This window comes from Streptococcus sp. 1004_SSPC (assembly GCF_001069025.1).
GTDB lineage: Bacteria > Bacillota > Bacilli > Lactobacillales > Streptococcaceae > Streptococcus > Streptococcus vestibularis.
Map to the genome: position 1 here is coordinate 24,140 of NZ_JWGQ01000008.1, position 24,880 is coordinate 49,019.

Sequence of the window (24,880 nt, forward strand, 5' to 3'; positions counted from 1 at the left end):
CTATCTTTATTTTACCGCGCTTTTCTTTTCTTGTCCGCTATTTATATCTATTTTTTAATCCAATTCAAAAGAAAGTTGTTCTTGCTTTTCGTTTCCTTTTTCGTGGAATTGTCTTAAGGCCTGATCAATAATATCTAAATCCGTTTCTGTTTCAATCAATGGCGCGAGTACATCGTATTCGGCCTTTTTAGTTTGATAATCCTCTTCCTTTGGAAAATTTTTCTCAATTTCTACCTTAGCAGTATTCCATTTATCCTTTAATTCATCCAATAAGTTCTGAGTTTTCACTTGGTCCTCTTTAATGTGATCAATCGTATGCTGAAGCCTTTGAATTGTCCCTAAAGGAGAATACAAATCTAAACTGACAGAATACTGATTTTCTCCCACAATCTTAACAGAGAAGGTTTCAGGAAGAGGCTGATTTATTGGAAGACTAAGCATTTTAATGTCAAATCCTCTATAGCTTGCTAGGGTTCGGAATTCTTTGCTGTCAGCTTGATTATGACGGATAAGACGGTGTAGGGATTCACCTGCTTCAGCTCGTTGCTCAAAAGCTTGCTTACCTACTGTCATAGTAAATACCTGGTCTTTTGACATTTCAGACTGTTGAATGTCGCCTTCATACTTGCTTAATCGTTTCTCAAGAATGGGCATATTTTCTTCACAGTATGAGATTGTATGACGATAGTGATCCTTGCTGCGTTGAAAGGCGCGTCTTTGATTTTCTAATAGAGTTAGATTATTCTCTAGTTCCATCTTATATTTGAGATAAGGATTACCTGTTGCTAGTGCCTTAAAATCAGAAGCTGTCATGGTCTGCTCATCAATGTCTTCTGCAGCACGAATCGGCTCCTTAGAAGTCATAATCTGCTTAATATAACGGAGTTTGTTCTCCTGAGTTGCCCATAGATAATTATCAAACGAACCTTTGGTAATATAGTGGTAAATATCCACTTCCTTGTTTTCATTTCCCTGTCGGATAATCCGTCCATTGCGTTGCTGAATGTCACTTGGTCTCCACGGTACATCCAGGTGATGAACTGCTTTCATCTTGCTCTGAACATTTAAACCTGTTCCTCCTTTTTCAGTTGAGGCAAGGAGAATCCGCACCTCTCCTGCATTGACCTTTCGAGACAAACTATTCTTCTTTTCATCACTATTGGCATCATGTACAAAGGCAATTTCCTTACTAGGAATTCCTCTATCAACTAATAAATCCTTTATTTCAGAATAGACATCAAAGCCATTATCCTTTTTCTTAGGTGTGCCAATATCTGAAAAAATCATCTGAGTAGCCTTATTTTCCATTCCTTCACGATAAATTCTTTCAACATTATCCACTACCTGAAGCAGTTTATGATTGTCTGCTAGACTATAGCTAGAGTCCAATAAACGCATATCAATAGCTAGTTTTCGTGCCTCACCCGTAATTTTTAACATGTTATCCTGACTCGGATCAACTGTTCCACATTTGACCGCATCTGACCTCATAACTAATTCTTCTAAATAGAGTTTCTGGTTTTCAGTTAACTCACTCTCAATAGGGATAATATGAGCTTCTGGAACAGGTAAATCCAACATATCTTGTGTTTGAATGTCGGCTGTTTCTTTATAGATTTTCATCAACTCAGGTAGATTGACAAACTTTTTAAATCGTTTCTTAGGTTGGTACTTATCCCCTGTAGGAGCTAATTCCATAGAGTTTTGAATTTCTCCAAAAGCACCTACCCAAGAGTCAAAATAATCAACTTGATAGCGTTTTAAGATATCTGGTTGAATATAGTTCATCATAGTATATAACTCACTAATAGAATTGGAAACAGGTGTTCCTGTCGCAAAGACAATGTTTTTAAAATCATGCTCTTCCTGAATCTGTCGCACCTTCATTTCCATATCCACATTCTTCTTAGAAGTTGTATTGGTAATACCTGCTACATTCCCAAGTCCAGTAATTGGACGAATATTTTTAAAGTGATGTGCTTCATCCACAAAGAGAAAATCAATTCCTAGATTTTCAAAATCAATAAAGCTATCACGATTGAAGCGTTGGAGTTCTTCCAATTGTTTCTCTAGACCACTTATTGATTGCTCTGCTTCTTTAACGGTGTACTTATTTTCAGAATGTGTTTTAATCTCTCGTAGTTCATTGAGTTTATCCTCGATATAATTCATCTGTCTTTCCTTACTGACAGGGATTTTTTCAAATTGAGAATCCCCAATGACAATGGCATCGTAATCTCCTGTAATAATACGAGAAACAAATTGTTTTCTTCTCGCCTTCACAAAATCTTTCTTAGTGGTCACAAAGACCTTTTTAGTAGGGAAAAATTTCATGATTTCTTGGCCAAACTGAGCAGACAAACTAGAGGGCACTACATACAAGGGCTTATGAACCATCCCCAACTCCTTTAATTTAAACCCAGCCCCAAGCATGGTCAAGGTCTTTCCCGAACCTACCTCATGAGCTAATAAGGCTCTTTTTTCTTCTACGATTCTTTGAATGGCATTCTCTTGGTGAGGACGAAGACTGATGTTTTGTGCCAAGCCATCAATGACTAGATGGCTACCGTCATACTCTCGACTAACCGTTCGATTATAAAGGCGATTATAGCTTTCCTCAATGACTTGTTGGACTTCTGGATACCGTGAGACAAATTCTTGAAATAGATCTTGTAAATGCTGCTCTTTTGCTCTTAGAACAGAGGTTTTTTCCAAATCTGTGATAGTCTTTTTCTTTTCTCCTTCCGTAACTGTCATGGTAATCGTCGGTTGGTTTGAATTTAGTAAATTCTCAAAAATCTTTCTTCCTGTATCATAACGTGACCCACTAACTCCAAGACTACTATCTTTGGCACTTGGATAGCGATAAGCAAATGATGTCCTTAAATGAACCTGGCCATCGACAGGATTCACTTCAATGACTTGTTCAACATCTGGCGAAGACAATTCAATTTCACGATTGGTAAAACATTCAAAGGCAAATTTACCATAAACGGATTGAGGAATCCAACGTGACCCTATTTTGAACTCAATATCTGCCAGATGAATCCGTGGAGGGCGAACAGATTCTAACAAATCTAAAGCATGCGACCAGTCATATTCTTGGTTGTTTTCCTCCACTAATAGTTGAACTACTTCTATCTTGTTGAGAATATCTCCTGACAAAAACTGGTTCTTAGAAAGATATTTTCTTTCCCCTCTTAAATAGCTTTCTGGATCCATTAAAATCTGGTCACCTAACTCATCTAAAATAGCAGCTTGGCTATGTTCGGGATAAATGGATACCATATAGTCTAAATCAACCCCTCTACCATCCGATAAACTGGAGTTTAAGGCATCTAGAGCTGTTGAAACTCTTGTAATCACCCTCTCTGGCCTAACCAATGCTTTCTCAAAAGCTAAAGATTTTTTATATTTTACTTTCTGACTTTTAGAATCAATGTATTCATCTTCTAAACTTGCTAGTAAGGAATACTTATCGTCACTATCAAATAAGTTCCGATTGACTGAGGCATTCAAGTATCCAAATTGACCTACAAAGCGGTCATAGTCATGATTGAGTTTACTAAGTAATACCTGAAAATCTGTTCGACTATAATCTGGATGACGTTGAATTTCAATTAAGGCTTGATAGGTCTCTCTTAAATCAACCATTCCCTTAATGCGACTAATATCCTTATCCGATAAGGGACTTTCATAAAAGACAGTTTTTTTGAACAAGCCTTTATATTTCCCCCTTTTACTCGCTTCTTCTGACTTGTATACATCTAGTGCTTCCTCATCTGTCAAATGAAGTTGCACGAATCGGTCTATTTTATGTTCAGACAAAGAACTATCCCAAGCTTTAAAATCTCCCTTCTCGTCTACATAATAACTAATTTCGTCTACTTTTGAACTTTTCCGAATACCATGCGTATCTCGGTAATAAATTTGATTTCCCTCATATCCAAAAGAATAGAGCGCTAAGTCCTCACGTATACGACTTGGGATAGAACTATCCACTTCTTCTTGGATAAAAACAGGTGCTTTCAAAGAATTGTCAATTTGTTTAGGTGCTTCCACATTCTCTAATGCTTTCATTATGTCAGTAGCTAATGTTTCTGATACCCCCTTAACATTGAGGGTTCCTCCATTAAAATTACGTACTTCATATTCACCCAAAACTTGTGTATTGTATTTCCCATCAAAATAAGGATTGATCCAGACACGCTTATCCTCCTCAAAGGGAATAGAACCACTAAAAACAAGTTCTTCCTCATTAATATTCTTTGCTTGATCCTTTTGAAAGAAAAGGAGGTCTGTGGTTACACGAGTACCTGCAATCCTTTTAAAAGCCATATCTGGCAACCGAACTCCCCCTAAAAAATGAGTGTTGGTTTTAATCTCTTGTAAGACATTATCTGTCCGCTTATCCATTGTCCCGATAGATGAGATAATCGACACTTGTCCTCCGTCTCTTACTAAATCAAGTGAGTGTTTGACAAAGTAGTCATGAATCATATAAGGTTTATCATAGTTTTTATCGGCAATGCGAAAATTTCCAAAAGGAACATTCGTTAAGACTAAATCAAAACTATTATTTTGATAGGGCACTTCTTCAAATCCTCGCACTTCAATATGGGTATTGGGGTGGAGTTGTTTTGCGATTGCGCCTGTCACACTGTCTAATTCAACCCCATAGAGTTCTGATTTATCTCGTATACTTCTAGGCATAGCCGCAAAAAAGTTCCCAGTCCCCATAGAAGGATCTAATATCCTTCCTCCCTCAAAACCATCATCCAGTAACTTTTGCCAAATCTGGCGAATAATCATTGGGTCTGTATAATAGGCTGTGAGAGAACTTTGTTTCATAGTGGAGTATTCTGATTTACTTACTAAACTCTTAAGAGTTAAACGTTCTGTTTCATACTTTGGATTGAGTTCATCGAAAAATTCATTGGCAAGACCACCCCATCCAACATACTTGGCTAGTAGCTCTTGTTCTTCTGGACTTGCTTGTCGTCTCTCTTTTTCTAATCTTTTAACAAGTTCAATTGCGGCGATATTCGTTTCAATCTTTTCTCGATTTGTCTTAGGATAAAAATCCTCTAAATCATCTGGAAAAACAAAATCTAGAACAGGGACATCCGTCTCTTCAATGCCTACAATAAGCATTTCTGTTTCCTTATCCTTTTCATTATCTTCTTGCAGATAGGAAAACAAATCTATTTCCTGGCTTTCACTTGGTGAATCAATCTCAATCTCTGAATCTTCTTTTTCAAGTTCTACGAGAGACAATACTTGTTCAATCTCTTCCAAACTGTTCAAGTATAAGATAGGATTCTCTTCAAATAACTGGTTGGAATCATTGAATAGCTCTAGGCGAACTAAGTCATTTAACTGTGCATTTTCAATCGAAACCAACTGAAATACTTGTCCTTTATAACTTACTTGTGAACCGATTGGATATTCCCTCAAAGCTTCTTCTACAATTTTATCTACTTTAGATAGGGAATGAACTTCCACATTTTCTTCTACCTGGTCAATATTATCTAAAGGTAAGACTGCTTCCTCTACTTGCTTAGACTTTTCTCTTATAGCCTTTACTTCATCAAAATGAGTAATAATCTTCAGCTTTTGTGTCAGTGGTAGTTGTTTGTAGTTTTCTTCATGATGGACAAAATCCGTAACAGTATCTAAAGTAGCCATCAATTCTGAACCCAAATAGGCTAGAACATCTCCTTCTTTTTCTTCAAAATGAATCTCAAGAACCTCTTTTTTTAGTTCTTTGGAATCAACCATTAGAAGAAACTCCTCTATATCTCTACTAATGCGGTCAGATAGATTATTCGCAACCCGATAGACATTGACTAAATTGACATCCTGATTCTGATGAGATACAAGCTCACTTAATGGTTCTAACTTCTCTTTTTCAGATTGGGTATAAAATCGAGTGGAAAGGTTATAGGTTGCGACTTCTAGCACCAAGTTTTTCTCAAAATTACTTAATTGAGATAATTTACTTAGACCCGCTTGCCCGAAATTTCTTGTGTAACTTTCTAAATCTTGGTCATTGTTTTCAGAACTAGCCTCTAGGAAAGAAATAATATCTTGATGAAACGAATAGACATGAGGTATCTCTTCTATCTTGCCATCTTCAGCCAAAAAACTCTCTACCAAGTCTTGCCATTTCTCATCAAAATGTTGCGCTTGATAACGAAGAAATAGGCCCATTTTCTCCCTATCTTTTGGAATTGTTCCACGAAACATAGCCAATAATTGCATTACTTCCATACTCGCTCCTTTCATCTATACGAAAATAGGAGAATCACATGATTCCCCTACAACTCTATCTCCATTTCAACCTCTTGAGGACTGGTTTCTAAATCACTAGACAAAAGAGAAACGGCATCTGTTCTCATGTAGTAAGTATATAAGTCTTCTAGGTCTTGTTGGTTTTCAATCCCTGTTTCAATACTAATCAGAGCCTGTATAAATTCCTTGTAGTGACTCTCCATCATATCTGAAATCTTTTGTTTCATTTCCATAAATACTGAAGACGGTTCAGTTATACTTGTTTGGTCCATGTCTTGTAAATCCTTTTCTAAGGGATTGGTTCCTTCTTCTACTTCTACTAAATCTGAACGACCATCACCATCAGAATCTGCGCTAAGAGGATTGGTTCCTAGCGTCAATTCTTGAGCATCAGTCAGTCCATCTTGATCCGAATCACGTTGATAAATGGCTTCCATATACTTCCTTCTTTCCTAGTTAATCTTTTTTCACTCCAATCCTACCAAATATTTCTTGAAAGAAGTATCACAACAAAAAAGAGAACGAGCCAAAACTGCGTTCTCCTTAAAATGATAAAAATATATTTTATGCCACAAAAGATATGTAAACTAATCTTTTAAATAATAAAAAAGTTCCGATGTTTGTAAATGTTTTGAGTAAATGGAAATTACTTTTTCACCTTTTGGAAATACTGTCTTTCTCTTCAAATCTAATAAAGATTGAGGAACAATTTTCCTTGATGTCTCTTTCAATGTTAATGCTAGTATCTGTTTTCTTGTACGAAGAGCATAATCAAACTCCAAATACAAATAACGTCCTGAACCAGTTAGATGAACATGCTTTCCCAATAACTCCTCAATGGATCCTAAAACTTGTAACTTTTGCATTGTGGTTCCATCTTTTTTTATTTTCAACTCATCAATTATGACATGTCTATTTAAACAATCGTCAAAGAAACTGCCTGCACCTTTTTGGTAATCAACACCACATAGGTGCATGAAATTAGTAGGTGAAAAATGAAGCTCAACACTTTCAATTTCCGTTTCATAATACATGATTTTGCCAACAAAGTGTTTTTTAAAAAAAGAAGCCGCAATTTGTAACTGTGTAAAAAAACGCTGAAGTTTTATTTTTTCGTTGTAATTAGGATTACGATAAACTTCAAAATTTTCCATATTTTCCATATTTTCCATATTTTCCTCACAAAAAAGGTGGTTTACAGAGTCTGTAAGCCACCTAGTCAGTCGGTTTATTCTGGTGTCTGCCACCGCTTGGCCCTTACGTCCAAGATTGCTATCGGATTTCGTTCTGGTGTCCGCCACCGCTTGGCCCTTATGTCCAAGATTACTATCAGATTGACCATGAGCCGACCACTCATCTACACTATTTATTTTACCTGAAAATATCTAAAATTTCAAGTGTAAACTCTTCTATTTCGTAGTATAGGCAAAACTAATGGCACTATCTACTTGCGAGATTTTTCTAAAGGTATAGTTAGGGTTGCCACCATAGTTGGTTTCAGACACGAGGAAAGAACCATCGTCATAGACCTTCTCTACAAAAGCCACATGACCATAGTCTGCTGGTGTGCCATGTGTACCTCCCGCAAAAGAAACAATAGCACCTGCTCTTGGTGTAGAGCCAGTTTCCCCACCAAGACTTGAAGCTGTCGCAACCCAGTCCTGACCATTTCCCATGGTATTAATGATTGAAATCTTCTCTCCATTACTTCCTTTTAATTTTAAGCCTAATTGATTCATACGAGCCGCAACACCCCATGTACATTGTCCATAGGCATAGGCCATACCATCTCCACCACCAGGAACAGAATGCTCATACAAGTCCCCACGAACCCCTTCAAGAGATTGCGGGTCACTTTTTGCCTGTCCTCCATTTGTTTGGCTGAAACCTTTTTCAATTTGGTAATACCATTCCGTTGCTCTGGTTTGTCTTTCCAGTAGTTTGTCACCAGAATTTCCCTCCCAATAGGTGAGGAAGACTTGGGCAAGATTGGCTGCACTGCCCGTATTTTTAAAGAAATCCTTTAACCAACTTTGATAGTAAGGACTATCTCCATGAAGCATAAAGTCAAGCTGGAGGTCTAAATCATACCACTTCTTATTTTTGATATGTGCATAATTCAATAAAGCTGTATGACGTGTTGAACCATCTGCGGTATCCGTCCATTGCCCTAAACCTAGACCTCTATGAAGAATATTAGGATAAGCACCTCCATAAATGGCTGGACCTCCAATTGCTAACCAGCTTTCATCATCCCATGAGGAATCGGTAGCGCCAACTGGAGGAGATAAATAATCTCCTTCAGCACGTTTAGGATTGATAGAAGACTCTACCGACCAATTTCCTAAAATAGCCGCAATGGCTTGGGGACTTGCCCCTTGAGATTTCAAAAACTCATAAATATGTTTTGCACGTTCAAACTCATCCCCACCAAACTGACCAATGGCAGGTAAGATAGTGGTCTGAAGTTGAATGACCTTTGGAAAATAGAATTGCGGATTGACATACACCAATTTTTCTTTCTTGTTCTTATACTTTTGATAAGAAACTTTCAAACCTGTATCGTCTGGTGTTTCACCAATAATATCACCCGTTAGGACTCTTGTCCCCTCAATCGCACGGCCATTATGAATAGAGTACAAGGTCAATCGACTCTCATTCTCTCCTTTTCCGTTAGTGAGAATAACATTGTTGCCATCAAAAGATACAACTCCATCCATTGGTGCGACAATCGTTTGGTGAGCCTTCGCTTCTAGTAGAATGTACTCCTGAAGAGTAGGTTTCCCGTCTAAATCATAGTATCCGTAACGATAAGTCATGGTTAGACTATCTTCGTTGCTTTTCCCCTCAAATGGATTGTCCAATTCCTGCATGGAAGCATACACACCTTCTTCTTTTAGTTCCTTCATTTCCTCTTGATCGTCTTTCGATAGTTTATACTTAGGAATTTCATAGAGGTCTTGCATGGATTTCAAATCTTCCCCATCGTTTAAATCATGCCACAAAGTAGACAAAAAATTCTTATAAGTTTCTGAACTAAATAAGTGAACTGGTTTGTGTAACTCATAGTCATGGAACTTAAAGTTCATATACCCCATCACATCATCAACTTTTGTGTAATAGGTAATGCCTTTATCATTTGTTCGGGTATGTTCTGCATCTTCCCAAGTTATGTGGGTATAAGCTTTAGTCAATTCAAATTCATCTTGTTGAATCAAACTAGCAGATGAAAATCCTAAAAAGAAGCTCATCATCAGTATGAGGAGAAAAATGACTCCTCCAACTATCCATGTTGCAGGATTCCCAGTCGCAAATGTAAAGAAAGAAAAGGCTGCTTTTAGTTTTTGATAGATATTTCGGACACTTGTAAGACCTTGTTTCTTTAATTTTCGAAACCGATTCTTAAAGGAACTTGGGTTGTCTTTCGCTAGTTTCCATCCTTTTCCATCCTTAAAATGATGGTATCGCTCTTTTGTGTTGGTCAGTCTTTTCTTGGTAAAACGACCTGTTGCTTGTCCTGTTTTGACACTAGCTTTCCCCAGATTATAAGAAAGCCGACTGTAGCGTTTCCCTTTTCTAATGGTCTCTTGAAGTGTGCGATAGCCTTCTAAATCTTCATTTTCTGAAACTAACTCTCCACCTTCACGTCCAAGGACATAGAGAAAGGTTTTGGCTTTCCTACTGACTTTTTTGGACTTATAGGCTTGTTTAGTAGATTTTAGATTTTCTTTTGCGGCCTTGACTTCTTTCTTAGCTTTTAATTCTTCTAAACTCTTCCCTTGAAAGAAAAAATTAGATTTTTGTTTCGATTCCTTACCATAAAGAAATTTTTGATTGGTTTTTCTTTCTTTACGACTCTCTTTTCTTTCTTCTTTTCTTTCTTCTTTTACTTCTACCTTGGCTTCTCTAAATTGCTTCTTAGCTATTTTCAATCGTTTCCTAGCATGAGGCAACCGTCTGTCTCTTAATTCTTTGCGATTCAAAAGAGATGGAGGACTATTTTGAAGAATATGATTGTAGTCTTCATTTGCTTGTTTTACTCTAGCCTTTGAAGCTTCACTCATCTCCTCTAGCTTTTCTTTTATCTCTTTTTTCCATGCTTTTTCATCCAGTACAGCGGAATCTTTTTTCTGTTTCTTCACCTCCTTCTTTCCTTGTTTCAAGAATTTCTTCTCATCTTTTAGACTTCTTCTAAATGCCTTTCGGGCACGTATGATTTCTCTTTTATCCTTCATTTACCTTTCCCTTAATTAGAAGCCATTTTATCAGGATCCGTACTCATGATATCAAACAATTGAGTACCTTGAGGAATCTTATTTTTAAAGGGTACGACAACTGAACCAGCTTTTATCAGTCCTGCCCCTTTTTCTGGATTGACTAGGTATTTTTCAAGTTCTTTTGACAAGCCTAAGAGTTGAACCAGTTCTTCTCTATCATTTTTTGCTTGCTTGAGGAGAATCATAAATTCACTATTTGCAATAATCCGTCTACCATTTGGATCTAACAATAAGGTTTCGACATTTTGGGTTATCCCAGTCGGACTGGCTCCATATTTTCTGACACGACTCCACAATTTAAAGAAGAAATCACTGGCATATTTATCTAGTAAAAGAAGTTGCATTTCATCAAAATAAATCCAGGTCTTCTTCCCTAATTTTTGGTTCCGAACAACACGATTCCATATCTGATCAAAAACAACCATAAGAGCGATTTGTTTCAGCTCATCTCCTAACTTTTTAACATTATAGATTAAGAAATTAGATCCTGTCTGAATATTGGTCTTATGAGAAAAAATATCAAGAGAACCTTCGACATACAGTTCCATATCAAGTGCCAAATTCTGCGCTTCTTCTTCTGGTTGTTGACTCAAGACAAATACCCATTCTTCCAAAGAAGGCTCTTTAAATGACTGATAGGTGAGTCTCGTAACTCGGTCGATAATCGATTTTTCTCTTCCATCCATTTTCCTATCCAATAACTTGCCGATAAAGGATAAAAGAAATTCTGATTTTACCTTAACAGGATCCTCATCCATATTTTCATCAGACAAATCAAGTACATTGAGATAGGTTTGGGAATCTGGCGCAATATCAATCATTTCCCCACCAAAAGCCCGTCCAATAACACTGTACTCTGCTTCTGGATCCACGATGATAATTTCTGTATTTTCACCAGATTCCTTGATTTTTGTCGTGATAATTTCATGCTTGGTTGCCATCCCTTTACCGGCTCCAGATGTTCCTAAAATCAGACCAGACGGTGTATTTAATAGGCTGCGATCAATGGTAATAATATTACTTGATATTTGATTGATACCGTAATATTTCCCACTACGGTCTTGTAAATCTACTGAAGTCCATGGAGAGTTCACTGCTACATTAGATGTTAATAAACTCCGTGATACTCCCTCTAAAAAATCACAACCAAATGGCAGTAAGCTATTAAAGGCTGCTTCTTGCATATATGGAAGTTTATCAATCATTAGGTCATTTGAGCCGGCCACTTGTTGAATCGTGTCTAGTGCTTGTTTGAGTTCTTCTTCATCCTGACCAAAAACACCAATCAAGAAGACAGTTTGAAATAGTTTATCTCCTGTCTCTGTCATGGTTTTTAAGAGTTCCTCAGCTTCATCGATATTGCTTTCTAATACATGGCCTACTTTTTCCAAATAGATACCTGTACGAGCAAGTTTTTGTTGTTCCCCAATCTTTTGGGATTCCATCAAGGTTTTCTTCGTTCGTAGTTTCTTCATGGCATCAGCCTTGGTCGAACTTTGAGCATGGAGGCTCACAATCAATTCCAAATCTCCTTGCATGAGGTCTCGAATAAATTGATCCCCTAATTCCATGCCGTAGTCTCTCACATAGACAATCTGCAATAAGCGGTCATTGATTTGTAGGTAATTCTTGTTTTTGAAATCTAAGAGATTAGGCGCTATGAAGTGACGAGTTGTCTGACCAGATCTCGTTAAATCACGGTAAGAAAAAGGAAGATGGTGTTCTCCTCTAAGCATATCTGCCAACAAGTTCACCCGTTCTTCTCCAGCCAAGGATTCAAATCGAGCATCAATTTCTGAGAAACCACTCTTGAAATATTCTCCTATTTGGGACAAGGAACGATAGGCTTGTTTGGGATTAGAATCCTTTCTACCAAAGCTAATCAGTTTCACAGCTGAAAAATTATTTTCACCACTGTCTAAATTCTGATTCATCATCCGATTCAATTCTTTACGATAGCTATCATATCCATCTTCTTTTTCCTCATACAAAACACTTTGTCTAAACTTTTCTAAATTCAATCTTTTATTAAAGATGGTCAATTGGAAGTTGGTTTGGTCGTCTAAAGAGTTAATCAAATCAGAATACTTCTCAATGATTGCGCCCTTATCTTCTAAACCAACAGTTTGGTAATTGACATCACCAAGTAAATAGCTTTGTGAGAAATAATCTTCTTTTACCTGCATCAGACCATTTTGATACAGGGCTTGATAGGAAAGAGTATTAGCCGTTGAGGGTAACACTTCCTCTTTTTTCCCTTTAACTTTTTCCTTTTTATTAGTCATTGAAGTTTTTTGTTTCTTTAATGTATTTGATTTTCTTTTCATGTTCAGGTCCTTTCTTTCCTGTAATTGTGCGTAGGGGAACCGTTAATTCAAAATGAAGACGGTATTTCAAATAATGTTCAAAATATAAATCATTGGGTTTATAGACTCCAAAAAGCATGAGGGGAATGGTAAAGGCAAACACAAAACCGTAAACAAACCAATCTCCAAATTGCCAGAAAAAGAGATTCAAGCCCAAAACAATAATTGTGACAATAAAGGCTGGTAAAACAAAGATGATTTGCCTTGTAGTGAAGCCTAACCAAGCTCTGTGTTGGTATTTTGAGATGTCTTTAAAGACACGTGTATTCATGACTTTCCTTTCTAAAAAGGCTAAGAAGCAATCACTTCCTAGCCTTTATCTAATTACATACCTAAGATTGAGCGAGCCGTACGTTGAGAACCAACGAGGGCAATAATCAGTAAGATAGCTTGTATTAAACTACCAAACATAATCGCAAGAGATTGCAGGACTCCTGCACCATTTGAAACAGCTATTTTCCCAGCAGATTCAAACAAAGGAACAAGAGAAACAATCAGAAAAATGAGAACCCCTTGTACCGCATAGACCATAATATTTTTTAAATAGCCAATACCAATAGACTTCCACTCATCACTTAAAAATGTTGGAATCGTAAGAGGGGCAAATGGAATCATAAGGTAAAGTTGAATAAATCGAATGGATACCAAAAGATTGACCATGGCTGCACTTACTATCCGAACAAGCCAAATGAGGAGGGCGAAAAAGCCTACAATCATCCGGCCAATAAAGCCTGAACCTTTTAATCCAGAGATGGTATCATACTTTGCCCCACCGTGAGCCACAATCGAAGCCACTTGTTCAATGGCATGACTCGCAATCCCGATGATGGCTTCTACAATGACGGTAGTGTTGGTAATTACAACTGCGACCATGATATAACTAATCAACATCGGGGCTAATGCTTCAAAGGTCATCGCTCCACCTGAGTTAGCAATCTTCTTTGCCATCTTCGAAAATTCTAAGATGAGAACAACTGATAAAATCGCAACTCCAAGAGGCTGCATGACACTTTTAGTAATACTAGACATATAAGTCCAAACGGTTGGATTGTAGTTAGATAGGGATTTAATCAGATCTACCGTAGATTGTAAATCCACATTAAATCCTTCAAATAAATTTTCAGCTGATATTTTTTCAGATGCAAGGTAAACAAAGGGTGAGACTAAACTAAGATTCATGTCATTGTTTATCCTCCTAAATTGAAATTTGAGTTACAAAGGCTCCAGCAGCCCCTACCATAACACCACCGACAATTTCAAGAATGGCATTCCGAACACCTGGTCCACCATCTTTAATGTTGGTTGCAAGGTTGACAATCCCCACAACAACGAGAAAGGCACCAACTGCAATCAATCCCTTCTGTAACAAAGACATAGCTTGTGCAAACATAGCACTTGCGTCTACTCCATAAACAAAACCTTTAAAATGCGTAATCATCTATTTCCTCTTTTCTATTTTTATTTTAAACTAGATTCAAAAGTTAAATCACGAATTCTAAGGCCTTCAAGATGATTTTCTTGTCTTTGATTCAAAGGATTGATTTGATAGTTCCACCACCGTTCATCGGTTTCTTGATTGGCTAGGTATTTCCAGTTTGGATGCTTAGTGGAACTGTATTTTTTGCTTTTAAAGACTGGCATATTAGCAATTCGAACCAGGCATTCATGCCGTTTCATATTTCCGACTTCATCAGGTGTCATTAAATCACGAGCAATCTTTTGATGAGAAAGGGATCCTGAACCTGTCTGGCCAAAGGAACGACTAGTATTTCGAACATCAATGGTTTGTTTACCGAGTAAGCCACTCATAAATTTAAAGGTATCTTCATCATTACCACCTAAGTAGACTAAACTATCACAGTTCCCCAAAATGGTTTTCCAAGCTTCTTTTTCTTTATAGAGTCCTTGAAGTTGGGCAATATTTTGTAGAATGGGAACGAGGCTCATGTTTCGAGAACGGACTGTTGAGGTTTGTTCAGCAAAATCTGGAATTTCTCCGATATTTGCGAACTCATCTAAATAGACTCTCACATGAAGAGGCAATTGACCCTTAAAATCAATATCTGCTTGTCTTGTTAGGGTTTGAAATACGGTTGAAAAAAAGAGGGCTGAAAGAAAGCGAAAGGTACTATCATTATCTGGGATAACTAAGTAAACCATTGATTTTTCCTGGCCCCATGTCTTCATATCAAGGGTATCTCTTTTGGTCAAATCCATGACATTTTGAATATTGAAGAGGGCAAATTTAGCAGTGGTTACAGCTATAACAGAATCCAGAGTCTTATCTTTATAATTTTGAAAATCTGCCCAATTTCGCATGGTAAAATTTTCAGTTCCATACTTTTTAGCATAATTTTCAAATAGAATTTCTAAGACACTTTTTTCTTGGTTTTCACCCTTGGATAAGTGTTTAATGAGTTTTGAGATTTCAGCAAAACTTGGATAACGCCCTCGTTTTTTTCGCTCTTCCACTTCTTTTTTTTGACGTTTCAACAAGTTTTGATATTCTTTTTGACTTAAACGACTTTCTTCTATGAGCTGTTCTCTTGTTTTGGGTGGATTATAGAAATCGACCAAGTAAGAGGCTAAAGCACGGACTAAAGTCATAGAAGCTTCATCCCAAAATGGATCACTACGGGAGCCAGAGCCTTTGGTGTTATTGAAATAAACCGTCAGCATGCGATTCAAATCGTTTTCTGTCTCTATATAGCGAAAAGGATTAAAGCCATCTGAGTTCTTCATATTGACTAAATCTAACACCTTTACTTGGTAGCCATGTTCTAAAAAGAGTTTGCCTGTTTTCTCGGCCAAGTGATCTTTAGGATCCACTACAATATTAGAACTATTCATCTGAATCAGATTGGGTTTCACAAAGCGAAAGGTCTTCCCACTTCCTGAACCTCCAATCACCGCAATATTCTTATTTCTATCATATTGAGGTGGTTTTTTATCTAATAATGTCAGACGAACATCTTGTGCTAAGATCGTATCATTAGAAAATTCCTTGCCGTAAAAGAGCTTCTTTTCTTTTAGGGTTCCAAAACGGGCGCTCCCGTATTCTACCCCTTCTCGGTATTGTTTTTTACCAGTCTCTAGATAGAGATAAACCAGCAACATCATCACAAAGCCTAGTAGAAAAAAAGCACTTGATTTTCCAGTAAAAGAAACATTCCATGGCGACTGAAGAACTTCATCTTGACCTTCCATTAGAAGATGAGTCCATTTATCTAAGCTATTTCCAGTATAGGAATCATACAAAAGCGTCAAACGATGAAAAAGATAGCCTAGGAAGATACCTAACAGTGAGAATAGTAGGAATTTCTTTCCACTGTACATCATCTCACCATCTCTTTCTGTTTAACGGCTCCTTCTTGTCTAAAGGTAATTTGGGATTTAGCCTCATCAATTGCATCGTCTAATGACTTATCCATAGTAAAATCAGCTAATTTCTCCGGATCATTAACCATTTTTTCTAACAGATGGTCTAAATGATTATCTAGAATCGAACGGTCTTTCGTGTAGAAATGTAGAGAATCCCCTTGCCAAGCGATGGCTAAAGGAATCTCTTCTTTTTCTAAAAAGGCTTTAAATTTCTCTATATCAATTGGTTTGTCTAAAAAATCTTTTTTCAGATTAATCGTATCAATCGAATAAGGAGATTGTAGCAATTCTTCTAATTTCTGTACCCCTATCTTATAGGCAGAATCCTGTGCTAAAGCCTGACGTCTAGACCATTCTAGAATCTTTAAGAGACTTTTGACAGTAAATAAAAGACTACGCTCAGCATATTGAACTGCCATTCGTTCCTGTTGTTCAGAGGACATCTGATGCCTCCTTCTTCACAAATAGCAGCTTTCCTTCTTTATAACGATAAGCTATCAATTTCTGACGTTGCTTAATCGACTTGACAACCTGCAGTAGATCTCTCGAATAAGGTTCTCGAAGAGTAACTTCTACTGCTTTCCCATCAAAGATACCAACACGTTTAAATTCAATGTAGTCTTTTTTGAGATGTCCTAAGCCCATACCAAAAGGAAAGTGATGAATCAATTGGATGGTACAACCACCTTTATTTCCCATTTGTTTCAAATCATACAAGTTTACTACCTTCATGATTAACTCCTTTATCTAGTTTGTCGCATCGTTTAAGTCTGGTAACGATAAACTCCGTGTCTGTTAGAAAATTCTCACACACGTCTTGTGCCAGTTGCCCTTCACAGGGAAATACTCTCAGTCCCTACTTACACAGGCACGCTAATCAAGACGGAGTGGATTCAATTTTCAAAGAACAGGTAGCTTTATTATAGATAAGAGTAGTTGAAATTTTTATCACATTTTTTATTTTCCTGCAGAGCTAAATTCATACTAAACAAAGATTTTGAAATAAAAGACTAACATTGTTACATAACGTTAGCATTTCATTTCCCTAAAATAAGCTAATTTTGTCTAAAAAAGCAGCAAACTATAAACTAGTAGGTTCCACACCAAATGTAAACCCATACTTCCCCATAAGTCAGATTTATAGCGTACAAGCCCTAAAAACATCCCAAGTGAAACATATAAACACCAAGCTAGAATGGTTCCTGGATGATGTACTAAGGCAAATAAAACACTTGTCAAACCAACTCGAATATCTAATTTTCTAACCAAGTTCCATAAAATTTCTCGATACAGAAATTCTTCAACCATACTCGCATTGATTAAGAACAATAAAAATGAAAACCAAGGAACCTGATGTTGTAGGCCAATTAAGTTTGCTTGATTCGTGCTTCCTTGAGCATGGATTAGGCTAAAACATAGACTTATAATCAGTAGGCTAGCTAATCCAATACCAAGCCATTTCATCCTAGATTTCATACTGACCTTATGCACTTTTTTACGTTGGCCATACATCCATAAAAAAGAAATGAGTGACGAACCATAGAGAATCTGTAGTATAGTTAACTCACCGATACAAAGAAATTTCAGTAAGTATAGAGATACCAATAGGACATTTACTTGTTGGAATATATAAACTGGAATTATTCTTTTCATAGTTACCTCCGAAATAAATCTTCATAATCTAAATCTAATACCTGTACAATCCTTTCTACCCATGGACTTTGAGGCATTCGTTGTTCCACCTTGTAGTGCCTAATCTTTTGATACAAACGATTCAATTCACTTGGATAGTGAAACTCTCCCGCAAACATTTTTCTGGTTAACTCAATCCAGCTAATATTTCTTTCAGCCAAAATAATGGACAAGTTCTCCCAAAATCGTTCAGCCATATTGCTTCTCCTTTAACTAGATAAATAATGTGTTTGTTCCATGTAAATCAATTGTTTCGTATCTCTTGGCAATAAAGCTCTAGCTTCCTCCAAATTTAGATTTGGATAAACTCTCTTATTTGAAACCGCAAGAGGAAGTCTGATGGTTAGTTCAGGATTTTTTAATATCATTTCAATGAAATCCGTTAATCTTAAATTGTCACGGTTCTTAAATCGTAATAAATTGGGAGATAAAAACTCAAAACAATCTGAAGAATAGCTCATCAGCTCAATTAATTTATCCCTTGTCATTTCAGAAATCGAATGACAGGATACCTCAATGCCATAGTTTTGGAAGAATTCTAAAAGAAGTTGATTTCTATGGTTATTTTTACTTAGATAGAGATCAATCATGGGAGACCTCCCAAAGATTCGGTTCCATTTTATATTCTGAGACGATTAAGGAATCTAATAAATTGGAGAAGTTAATCGGTTTCTTGTCTTCATCATAAGCTTTTACAGTTACTTGGGTTGTAAGTATTCCCTCTTTTCCCTCGGCTCGATAGCCTTGCCCATATAAAACAAAAACAAGATTCTGATGATCATCTACAAAAGCATCAGCTCCGTTCTTTATATCCTGACTTTCAAGGAATTCCATAATGTTTTGAAGATAGGATTCATAAAATAGTGGGTAATTATGTTTTTTATGGTAATAATCTAAAAATGTCACCTCAAACTCACATGGATAATTGGGCATCAAAAATATTTGTTCATCCAACTGCATCATTTCTGCATCATGTAATTCTGTTTCTAATTCATCACAATATAGTATTGACTCTTTATTTAACGCTTTCATCTTTTTCCTCTATTTCTTTTAATTTCTTTGCGATTGCGGCAATCACAGGAACGGTTACACTATTACCAGCTTGTTTATAGAGCTGACTATTACTAGAAACTTTTCTAGCAGCTTCAAAAGCCCAATCAGGAAAGCCCTGCAGGCGAAAACACTCTTTAGGAGTGATTCGTCGTATTCTCAAACGGTAAAATTGTCCATCTATTAAAACACCAGCTACTTGGTAAACTTGTTTATCTTCTCCTTCATAGCTAGCCACTACTACTCCCATTTGCCCACTAGTTGTTAACGTATTAGCTATACCTTTTCCAACTCTACCACGACGATACTGAGAACTTGGTCTTTCTAAATTGATTGAATCCCCAATCTCTGCTTGAGCATATCCTTTTTTCGTTGCCTCTCGGACTTTTAGAAATTGGATTGGTTCTGGAATTAGTATTTTAGGAATTTTATCTCCACCTTGCATTGTAGTCAGTGTTGGAGATAAGCCCTCACTTCCATAGACACGACCTGTCTCCTTAAAGCTAGTCGGTAAATCTCCAACAACGACAATGCCATGACGATCCTGAGTATTTAAAGTAAACATTGGCTCTTGATTATCCTTGAAACGTCTACCATTTTGTCTTTTGTCTAATCTATCTGGTGTCATACAAGGAATCGCAACCTTAAATCCTTCTCCTTTTCCACGAACTAAAGTTGGCGCAAGACCTTCTGAATAATAGACTTCACCACTCATTCCACTTCTTGATGGATTTAAATTCCCTAGTTCTTTCAAAGTCTCAGAGTTAGTTGCTTGACCTTCTCGTCTGAAAGGAAATAGGAGTCTGGTACCTTTCTTTCTAGAATGTCCGATAATAAACACCCTCTCTCTGTTTTGGGGAACGCCAAAATCCTTACTGTTAAGCACCTGCCACTCAACATCAAACCCCAACTCATCAAGCGTGGTAAGGATTGTGGTGAACGTCCGTCCCTTATCGTGATTGAGTAGGCCTTTAACATTTTCAAGAAAAAGAAAACGTGGTTGGATTTGTTTGGCCGCCCGAGCAATTTCAAAGAACAGAGTGCCTCTAGTATCTTCAAATCCCAATCGTCTTCCTGCGATTGAAAATGCTTGACAAGGGAATCCCCCACAGATGATATCGACTTTCCCTCTAAGTTTTTTAAATTCGTCATCTGAAACATCTCGTATGTCATGAAATTCTATTTCTCCTTCTGTTTGAAAAATGGACTTATAAGATTCTCTAGCAAATTTATCAATCTCACAAAATCCAATACACTCGTGTCCGACACTTTCCATTCCTAGTCGAAAGCCACCGATACCTGAAAATAAATCAATAAATTTCATTTCTTTATCACCCCTTTCTGATCGACTATCAATGTCCAAAGTGTCACACCACTTGAAATGACAATGAGCATAACTAATATCCACTCGATTGGCGACATTTAACCACCTCCTTTTCTAACACGGTTATTCCAAACGGAATACAAGCCATTAAACACAAATTCAGCAAGTACTTCCGCTCGTCTAACAAAGTGAACATTATCTAGAGCATACTGATAGATTCTCTCAAAATCAGTCATAGCAATTTCACTAGCTGTTTCAGAAAAACCTTCTCGTCTAAATTGATCTTGTACCAATCCCCAAATATAATCTCGATCATATTTTGTGACCTTTTCGACTTTTCTTCTCAAAATAGGTTGAGAATTCCTTTCTTCCTCATCCTCAATAAATAAAGATTCAGTCTCACTATATTTAGTCTCACTAACTTCAGTCTCACTAGGGGCTGAATAAGAGACGGGGGCCGTTTCATTTTCATCCTGCCCTAGTCTTTTTTTAACACTAGGCCTGTTTGAATTTCCTACTTGGGTAGAAGACAATTCCCCTAAATAAATCTTATTAGCAAGTCTCCCTTTCTCACTTGAAGACTGTTGAACTTCATCAATTAAGTCATATTCTTTAAGAATTTTTTTGATGGACAGTAATTTTGACTTCGAACAACCTAATAGCTTCATCAGTTTAGAATTAGAAAATACTAAATAAACCGCTCCTTCTTCATCTATCCAACCGCGACTGAGAGATAATTCTAAACGATCCTTTAAAATAGAATAAGCTACCTTTACTTCTAGTTTCATATCCATATATTTCTCATCCTCAAAAAGAATTTTAGGTAATTTGTAATACCGTTCTGAAGTTTGATATTGATTTGCGGTTATTCGTTTCATAACGCTCCTCCAAGTTCTTTGAGTATTAAATTTCCACTTGATTCCAATCGAACCAAGCCACTTTTTTCTAATTCAGCCATAAGAGAGATGGCTTCAACAATATCTATTCCCATTTCACGTACTAAAAATGAAATGACAATATAGCGTGATGATTGTAATTCTTTTGTCATTTTCCCTCCTGAAAATAAAAAAAGGAGAACAATATACAATTGTTCTCTCGTTAGTTAAATATTTATTGTTGTATTCATTTTTCCGATGCGCAAACGACATCTACAAATACATATACATCTATGTGCCTTTTTAGGACTTTTCTGACGTCAAAATTGCCTTTATCTACAAAGACAAAATGCTTGTAAAATAGCTTAAAATCAAGGATTTTCACCCTATTTTTCGTTGTAGCAACACTACACACTCCACGTGATGCGTTTGAGGAAATAGATCCACCGGCTGTACTTTCTTCAGTTCATAGCCCAATTCTTGATAGCGTTTGATATCACGCGCCATGGTTGCTGGGTTACATGAGACATAGGTAATCTTCTCAGGTTGCATGGCGACGCTGGCTTTGATGAAGCTTTCCGTCAAGCCCTTGCGTGGTGGATCTACAATGATGACGTCTGGTTTGATACCATCCTTGCTCCACTTGGCCATAGCATTTTCAGCTGAGTCAGCCACATAGTGGGCGTTAGTAATGCCGTTGCATTCTGCATTTTTCTTGGCATCTTCAACGGCTGTTTCGATGACTTCAACGCCGTAGACTTCCTTGACCTGTTTGGCAAATGATAAACCTATTGTCCCGATACCTGAATAGGCATCAATAACAATGCTGTCGCTGTTTAGATCTGAGAAGTCAATAGCTGTTTGATAGAGTTTTTCAGCCATCTCGGTGTTAACCTGATAGAAAGACTGGGCAGAAATCTCATAGTCATTGCCCAACATACTGTCTGTGATGGTGTCTTGACCATAAAGGGTGCGGAACTCCTTACCAAAGATGGCGTTAGTGTTCTTATCGTTGATGTTTTGGATGATTGAAACGACACTTGGAAAAGCTTCCGTAATCTTAGCAATAATCTGGTCAATACGGAAAACTTTTGGTCTGGTCGTTACAAAGACCAACATCATCTGACCTGAATAATGACCACGACGAACTACCAAATGACGAATCAAACCTGTCTGCTCCTTCTCATCATAAGGTTTGAGGTCATAGCGACGGAGAAGGTCACGTACAAAGACAATGAGTTTATCAATCTCCTTGTCCTGGATAAGGAAATCTTCAATTGGAATCAAGTCGTGCGAATTCTTGCGGTAGAAACCAGTTTCAAGCTGACCTTTAACACGGCGAACGGGCACCTGCGCCTTATTACGGTAAGCGTACGGTGTATCCATCCCCAATGTTTCAGCGACTTCTACGTCTGAGATACCTGCTGTCTTATAGAGGTTGTCCACAACTTGTTTACGCTTGAACTTAAGCTGCTCCTCATAAGTCATATGCCCAAAATCAGCAATTCCTGAACGAAGATAGGTCGCATCAATGTCCTGATTACGGTTTGGTGAAAGGGTCATATACTCCTCAACCTTACCAAAGCCGATATTTTTCTTGAGCTTAAGCACTCGCATCTTGATGACTTCGCCTGGTAGGGCGTTATCCACGAAAAAGACAAAGCCGTCCACCTTAGCAACGCCTGCTCCTTCATGTGTCAAATCAACAATTTCAACTTCTACAATAGCGTTTTTATTTAACATAATTCAACTTTCTTTACTCTTATAGGGCTTTAGAGGGACCTAAAAGCCACTTGCTACCCTCCATTATAGCACATATAAATCAAATTTATGGCTGGCCATAAATAATATAGATTTTTCAGAAAAGTCATACAGTGCTATCATAGGTCCATGACAAAAAATTAAACGGCTCAGCTACTTGGCTAGATGTCGTTTCTATCTAAAGGAGAATAATCATGCCAGATATTACCATTCATACAATCGAAACTGCACCAGAAGAAGTCAAAGACGTCCTTCAGACAGTCAAAGATGCCAATGGGGGATTCATTCCAAACTTGATTGGTCTCCTTGCTAATGCGCCAACTGCGCTTGAAACTTACCGCACTGTCGGTGAAATCAACCGTCGTAATTCATTGACACCAACTGAACGTGAAGTTGTTCAAATTACAGCTGCTGTTACTAATGGCTGTGCCTTCTGTGTGGCAGGTCACACAGCCTTTTCAATCAAGCAAATCCAAATGACACCTCAACTTTTGGAAGCTCTTCGTAACCGTACACCAATTGAGGACGATCCAAAACTTGATACCCTCGCTAAATTCACTATTGCTGTAATCAATACCAAAGGTGCTGTTGGTGACGAAGCCTACAACGACTTCTTGGAAGCTGGTTACACTGCACAAAATGCCCTTGACGTTATCTTGGGTGTCAGCCTTGCAAGCTTGTGTAACTACGCTAACAATCTCGCACAAACACCAATTAACCCTGAACTTCAAGAATTCGCTTAATGCAAAGCTAAACTGATAAACTAGAGGAGGACCTAAGCCTATGTCACATTTTTCAAAAGAATTCCTTACTTGGTTGGACACCAACGCTGACCATATTGACCAAGAGTCTGGACCAATTGCGGACCAACTTCTTGAAAAAATTGCTGAAAACGACGTCTTTAAAATAGGCGTACCTGCTGAGTTTGATGGCCTAGGTGGTGGTCCTACTCAAGTTGTTGATGTGCTTAATGAATTGGCACAACATTCTTTGACAGCTTCCTTTATTTCTTGGGGACACCGTACTTTCATTGACTATATCCTAGCTAGCGACAATGCTTACCCTCGTGAAACCTGGTTGAAAGAATTGTATACTGGTGAGCGTGCTGGTGGAACTGGCTTATCAAATGCCGTCAAATTCTTGTCTGACATTGAAGAATTGAATGTGACCCTCAGCCAAGAAGGTGATGACTACTATCTCGATGGTCGTTTGCCTTGGGTAACTAATCTTCGTGCAGATAAGTTTGCAGCTCTCTTTGCTGCTGACTTTAAAGACGGTAGCCAACCTTGGATTATCACTATTCCATCTGAAGCTGAAGGTCTTAGTCGTTCCGAAGATTTGGAATTTGTTTCTCTTCAAGGAGCTAACACCGCTTCTCTTACTTTCGATCATGTCAAACTTGATCCTAATTGGGTCCTTTCAAAAAATGGTACCGACTACATTGCCAAAACACGTCCAAACTTTCTTGGTTTCCAGTTTGGTCTTGCCTTTGGTTTGGCCCAACGTTCTCTTGATGAGGTTGAAGCTAGTCTAAACAGTAACCGTAGCGTTCTTCGTGAGGAATTTGAAGCAACACGTGAAAATCTTCTTGCTATTCAAGATCAACTCTTTTCGGGTCTTAATGATGCCGATTATTTCATTGACAAACCACGTGAACTTTTCCAATTGCGTATCGATATTGTCGATGTCGTAGCTAACAGCCTGCTCCTCGAACTTCAGGCTAGTGGTGGTCGTGGCTATTTGAAAGAATCAGAGTCAAGCTTTATCCGTCGTTGGAATGAAGGCGTCTTCCTTCCAATTGTATCTCCGAGTGCGGTTCAGCTTCGCCATATCCTTGCAGCTAGCTAGAAAGACTGTGGA

Annotated in this window: 22 protein-coding genes; 3 read left to right on the forward strand and 19 right to left on the reverse strand. The window is 37.6% G+C overall.

Annotated features, from left to right (window positions below; genetic code table 11):
* Nucleotides 1-54 precede the first annotated feature (54 nt).
* The 3 genes from ADF62_RS00390 to ADF62_RS00400 form a co-directional block, all read right to left on the reverse strand.
* Nucleotides 55-6,273 (reverse strand): DEAD/DEAH box helicase family protein, encoded by a 6,219-nt coding sequence (locus ADF62_RS00390; RefSeq protein ID WP_179944326.1) that lies wholly within the window; start codon nucleotides 6,271-6,273, stop codon nucleotides 55-57.
* Nucleotides 6,274-6,320: 47 nt separating this feature from the next.
* Nucleotides 6,321-6,731: a thrombospondin type 3 repeat-containing protein gene (locus ADF62_RS00395; protein WP_048787842.1), complete on the reverse strand. Its 411-nt coding sequence runs from the start codon at nucleotides 6,729-6,731 to the stop codon at nucleotides 6,321-6,323.
* Between the two features lie 150 nt (nucleotides 6,732-6,881).
* Nucleotides 6,882-7,466 carry a PBECR4 domain-containing protein gene (locus tag ADF62_RS00400; RefSeq protein WP_239664974.1) on the reverse strand — a complete coding sequence of 195 codons (585 nt, stop codon included), beginning with the start codon at nucleotides 7,464-7,466 and terminating at the stop codon, nucleotides 6,882-6,884.
* An 18-nt stretch (nucleotides 7,467-7,484) separates the two neighbouring features.
* Between ADF62_RS00400 and ADF62_RS11060 the strand changes: the two genes are divergently transcribed.
* On the forward strand, nucleotides 7,485-7,673 hold the full coding sequence (locus ADF62_RS11060; RefSeq protein WP_071788347.1) for a hypothetical protein: 189 nt from the start codon (nucleotides 7,485-7,487) through the stop codon (nucleotides 7,671-7,673).
* A gap of 30 nt (nucleotides 7,674-7,703) precedes the next feature.
* On the opposite strand, the gene ADF62_RS00405 is transcribed toward ADF62_RS11060, so the two are convergent.
* The 16 genes from ADF62_RS00405 to rlmD form a co-directional block, all read right to left on the reverse strand.
* A complete protein-coding gene (locus tag ADF62_RS00405) occupies nucleotides 7,704-10,529 on the reverse strand; it encodes a phage tail tip lysozyme (RefSeq protein WP_048787843.1) in 2,826 nt (941 codons plus the stop codon).
* Nucleotides 10,530-10,540: 11 nt separating this feature from the next.
* A complete protein-coding gene (locus ADF62_RS00410; RefSeq protein WP_179944327.1) occupies nucleotides 10,541-12,898 on the reverse strand; it encodes a VirB4-like conjugal transfer ATPase, CD1110 family in 2,358 nt (785 codons plus the stop codon).
* Entirely contained in the window at nucleotides 12,849-13,208 is a 360-nt protein-coding gene (locus ADF62_RS00415; protein WP_001097589.1) for a PrgI family protein, read from the reverse strand. The genes ADF62_RS00410 and ADF62_RS00415 overlap by 50 nt, the downstream gene beginning before the upstream one ends.
* A 53-nt stretch (nucleotides 13,209-13,261) precedes the next feature.
* The gene (locus ADF62_RS00420) at nucleotides 13,262-14,116 is read right to left on the reverse strand and encodes a conjugal transfer protein TrbL (protein WP_048787844.1); all 855 of its coding nucleotides are present in this window, start codon (nucleotides 14,114-14,116) and stop codon (nucleotides 13,262-13,264) included.
* Nucleotides 14,117-14,132: 16 nt separating this feature from the next.
* Complete coding sequence (locus tag ADF62_RS00425; RefSeq protein ID WP_000627865.1) at nucleotides 14,133-14,375, reverse strand: hypothetical protein; 243 nt, start codon at nucleotides 14,373-14,375, stop codon at nucleotides 14,133-14,135.
* 20 nt (nucleotides 14,376-14,395) lie between these two features.
* Entirely contained in the window at nucleotides 14,396-16,273 is a 1,878-nt protein-coding gene (locus ADF62_RS00430) for a VirD4-like conjugal transfer protein, CD1115 family (RefSeq protein ID WP_048787845.1), read from the reverse strand.
* Nucleotides 16,273-16,761: a hypothetical protein gene (locus ADF62_RS00435; protein ID WP_000093677.1), complete on the reverse strand. Its 489-nt coding sequence runs from the start codon at nucleotides 16,759-16,761 to the stop codon at nucleotides 16,273-16,275. The genes ADF62_RS00430 and ADF62_RS00435 overlap by 1 nt, the downstream gene beginning before the upstream one ends.
* Nucleotides 16,751-17,050 (reverse strand): hypothetical protein, encoded by a 300-nt coding sequence (locus ADF62_RS00440; protein WP_000869753.1) that lies wholly within the window; start codon nucleotides 17,048-17,050, stop codon nucleotides 16,751-16,753. Before ADF62_RS00440 ends, ADF62_RS00435 begins: the two co-directional genes overlap by 11 nt.
* 333 nt (nucleotides 17,051-17,383) lie before the next feature.
* On the reverse strand, nucleotides 17,384-17,971 hold the full coding sequence (locus ADF62_RS00445) for a CPBP family intramembrane glutamic endopeptidase (RefSeq protein ID WP_048787846.1): 588 nt from the start codon (nucleotides 17,969-17,971) through the stop codon (nucleotides 17,384-17,386).
* A gap of 2 nt (nucleotides 17,972-17,973) precedes the next feature.
* Nucleotides 17,974-18,207, reverse strand: a complete 234-nt coding sequence (locus tag ADF62_RS00450) for a hypothetical protein (RefSeq protein WP_000840778.1) — start codon at nucleotides 18,205-18,207, stop codon at nucleotides 17,974-17,976.
* Nucleotides 18,208-18,219: 12 nt separating this feature from the next.
* Nucleotides 18,220-18,600 carry an arsenate reductase gene (locus ADF62_RS00455; protein ID WP_048787847.1) on the reverse strand — a complete coding sequence of 127 codons (381 nt, stop codon included), beginning with the start codon at nucleotides 18,598-18,600 and terminating at the stop codon, nucleotides 18,220-18,222.
* Nucleotides 18,593-19,042 carry a hypothetical protein gene (locus ADF62_RS00460; RefSeq protein ID WP_048787848.1) on the reverse strand — a complete coding sequence of 150 codons (450 nt, stop codon included), beginning with the start codon at nucleotides 19,040-19,042 and terminating at the stop codon, nucleotides 18,593-18,595. Before ADF62_RS00460 ends, ADF62_RS00455 begins: the two co-directional genes overlap by 8 nt.
* Nucleotides 19,026-20,384: a DNA (cytosine-5-)-methyltransferase gene (dcm, locus tag ADF62_RS00465; RefSeq protein ID WP_048787849.1), complete on the reverse strand. Its 1,359-nt coding sequence runs from the start codon at nucleotides 20,382-20,384 to the stop codon at nucleotides 19,026-19,028. Before dcm ends, ADF62_RS00460 begins: the two co-directional genes overlap by 17 nt.
* Before the next feature lie 98 nt (nucleotides 20,385-20,482).
* A complete protein-coding gene (locus ADF62_RS00470; RefSeq protein WP_048787850.1) occupies nucleotides 20,483-21,262 on the reverse strand; it encodes a replication initiator protein A in 780 nt (259 codons plus the stop codon).
* Nucleotides 21,259-21,432, reverse strand: coding sequence for a hypothetical protein (locus ADF62_RS11065; protein ID WP_078142618.1), 174 nt, complete (start codon nucleotides 21,430-21,432; stop codon nucleotides 21,259-21,261). The genes ADF62_RS00470 and ADF62_RS11065 overlap by 4 nt, the downstream gene beginning before the upstream one ends.
* A 208-nt stretch (nucleotides 21,433-21,640) precedes the next feature.
* The gene (rlmD, locus tag ADF62_RS00475; RefSeq protein WP_048787851.1) at nucleotides 21,641-23,002 is read right to left on the reverse strand and encodes a 23S rRNA (uracil(1939)-C(5))-methyltransferase RlmD; all 1,362 of its coding nucleotides are present in this window, start codon (nucleotides 23,000-23,002) and stop codon (nucleotides 21,641-21,643) included.
* Between the two features lie 212 nt (nucleotides 23,003-23,214).
* On the opposite strand from rlmD, the gene ADF62_RS00480 reads away from it, so the two are divergent.
* Complete coding sequence (locus ADF62_RS00480; protein WP_002888987.1) at nucleotides 23,215-23,763, forward strand: carboxymuconolactone decarboxylase family protein; 549 nt, start codon at nucleotides 23,215-23,217, stop codon at nucleotides 23,761-23,763.
* A 40-nt stretch (nucleotides 23,764-23,803) separates the two neighbouring features.
* Nucleotides 23,804-24,868, forward strand: a complete 1,065-nt coding sequence (locus tag ADF62_RS00485; protein ID WP_003097533.1) for an acyl-CoA dehydrogenase family protein — start codon at nucleotides 23,804-23,806, stop codon at nucleotides 24,866-24,868.
* The last annotated feature ends 12 nt before the right edge of the window (nucleotides 24,869-24,880 follow it).

What these genes read in the sequence shown, in the direction of transcription:
- ADF62_RS00390 (WP_179944326.1), bottom strand. Translation starts at nt 6,273, where the DNA reads ATGGAAGTAATGCAATTATTGGCTATGTTTCGTGGAACAATTCCAAAA.
- ADF62_RS00395 (WP_048787842.1), bottom strand. Translation starts at nt 6,731, where the DNA reads ATGGAAGCCATTTATCAACGTGATTCGGATCAAGATGGACTGACTGAT.
- ADF62_RS00400 (WP_239664974.1), bottom strand. Translation starts at nt 7,466, where the DNA reads ATGGAAAATATGGAAAATATGGAAAATTTTGAAGTTTATCGTAATCCT.
- ADF62_RS00405 (WP_048787843.1), bottom strand. Translation starts at nt 10,529, where the DNA reads ATGAAGGATAAAAGAGAAATCATACGTGCCCGAAAGGCATTTAGAAGA.
- ADF62_RS00410 (WP_179944327.1), bottom strand. Translation starts at nt 12,898, where the DNA reads ATGAAAAGAAAATCAAATACATTAAAGAAACAAAAAACTTCAATGACT.
- ADF62_RS00415 (WP_001097589.1), bottom strand. Translation starts at nt 13,208, where the DNA reads ATGAATACACGTGTCTTTAAAGACATCTCAAAATACCAACACAGAGCT.
- ADF62_RS00420 (WP_048787844.1), bottom strand. Translation starts at nt 14,116, where the DNA reads ATGAATCTTAGTTTAGTCTCACCCTTTGTTTACCTTGCATCTGAAAAA.
- ADF62_RS00425 (WP_000627865.1), bottom strand. Translation starts at nt 14,375, where the DNA reads ATGATTACGCATTTTAAAGGTTTTGTTTATGGAGTAGACGCAAGTGCT.
- ADF62_RS00430 (WP_048787845.1), bottom strand. Translation starts at nt 16,273, where the DNA reads ATGTACAGTGGAAAGAAATTCCTACTATTCTCACTGTTAGGTATCTTC.
- ADF62_RS00435 (WP_000093677.1), bottom strand. Translation starts at nt 16,761, where the DNA reads ATGTCCTCTGAACAACAGGAACGAATGGCAGTTCAATATGCTGAGCGT.
- ADF62_RS00440 (WP_000869753.1), bottom strand. Translation starts at nt 17,050, where the DNA reads ATGAAGGTAGTAAACTTGTATGATTTGAAACAAATGGGAAATAAAGGT.
- ADF62_RS00445 (WP_048787846.1), bottom strand. Translation starts at nt 17,971, where the DNA reads ATGAAAAGAATAATTCCAGTTTATATATTCCAACAAGTAAATGTCCTA.
- ADF62_RS00450 (WP_000840778.1), bottom strand. Translation starts at nt 18,207, where the DNA reads ATGGCTGAACGATTTTGGGAGAACTTGTCCATTATTTTGGCTGAAAGA.
- ADF62_RS00455 (WP_048787847.1), bottom strand. Translation starts at nt 18,600, where the DNA reads ATGATTGATCTCTATCTAAGTAAAAATAACCATAGAAATCAACTTCTT.
- ADF62_RS00460 (WP_048787848.1), bottom strand. Translation starts at nt 19,042, where the DNA reads ATGAAAGCGTTAAATAAAGAGTCAATACTATATTGTGATGAATTAGAA.
- dcm (WP_048787849.1), bottom strand. Translation starts at nt 20,384, where the DNA reads ATGAAATTTATTGATTTATTTTCAGGTATCGGTGGCTTTCGACTAGGA.
- ADF62_RS00470 (WP_048787850.1), bottom strand. Translation starts at nt 21,262, where the DNA reads ATGAAACGAATAACCGCAAATCAATATCAAACTTCAGAACGGTATTAC.
- ADF62_RS11065 (WP_078142618.1), bottom strand. Translation starts at nt 21,432, where the DNA reads ATGACAAAAGAATTACAATCATCACGCTATATTGTCATTTCATTTTTA.
- rlmD (WP_048787851.1), bottom strand. Translation starts at nt 23,002, where the DNA reads ATGTTAAATAAAAACGCTATTGTAGAAGTTGAAATTGTTGATTTGACA.
- ADF62_RS00480 (WP_002888987.1), top strand. Translation starts at nt 23,215, where the DNA reads ATGCCAGATATTACCATTCATACAATCGAAACTGCACCAGAAGAAGTC.
- ADF62_RS00485 (WP_003097533.1), top strand. Translation starts at nt 23,804, where the DNA reads ATGTCACATTTTTCAAAAGAATTCCTTACTTGGTTGGACACCAACGCT.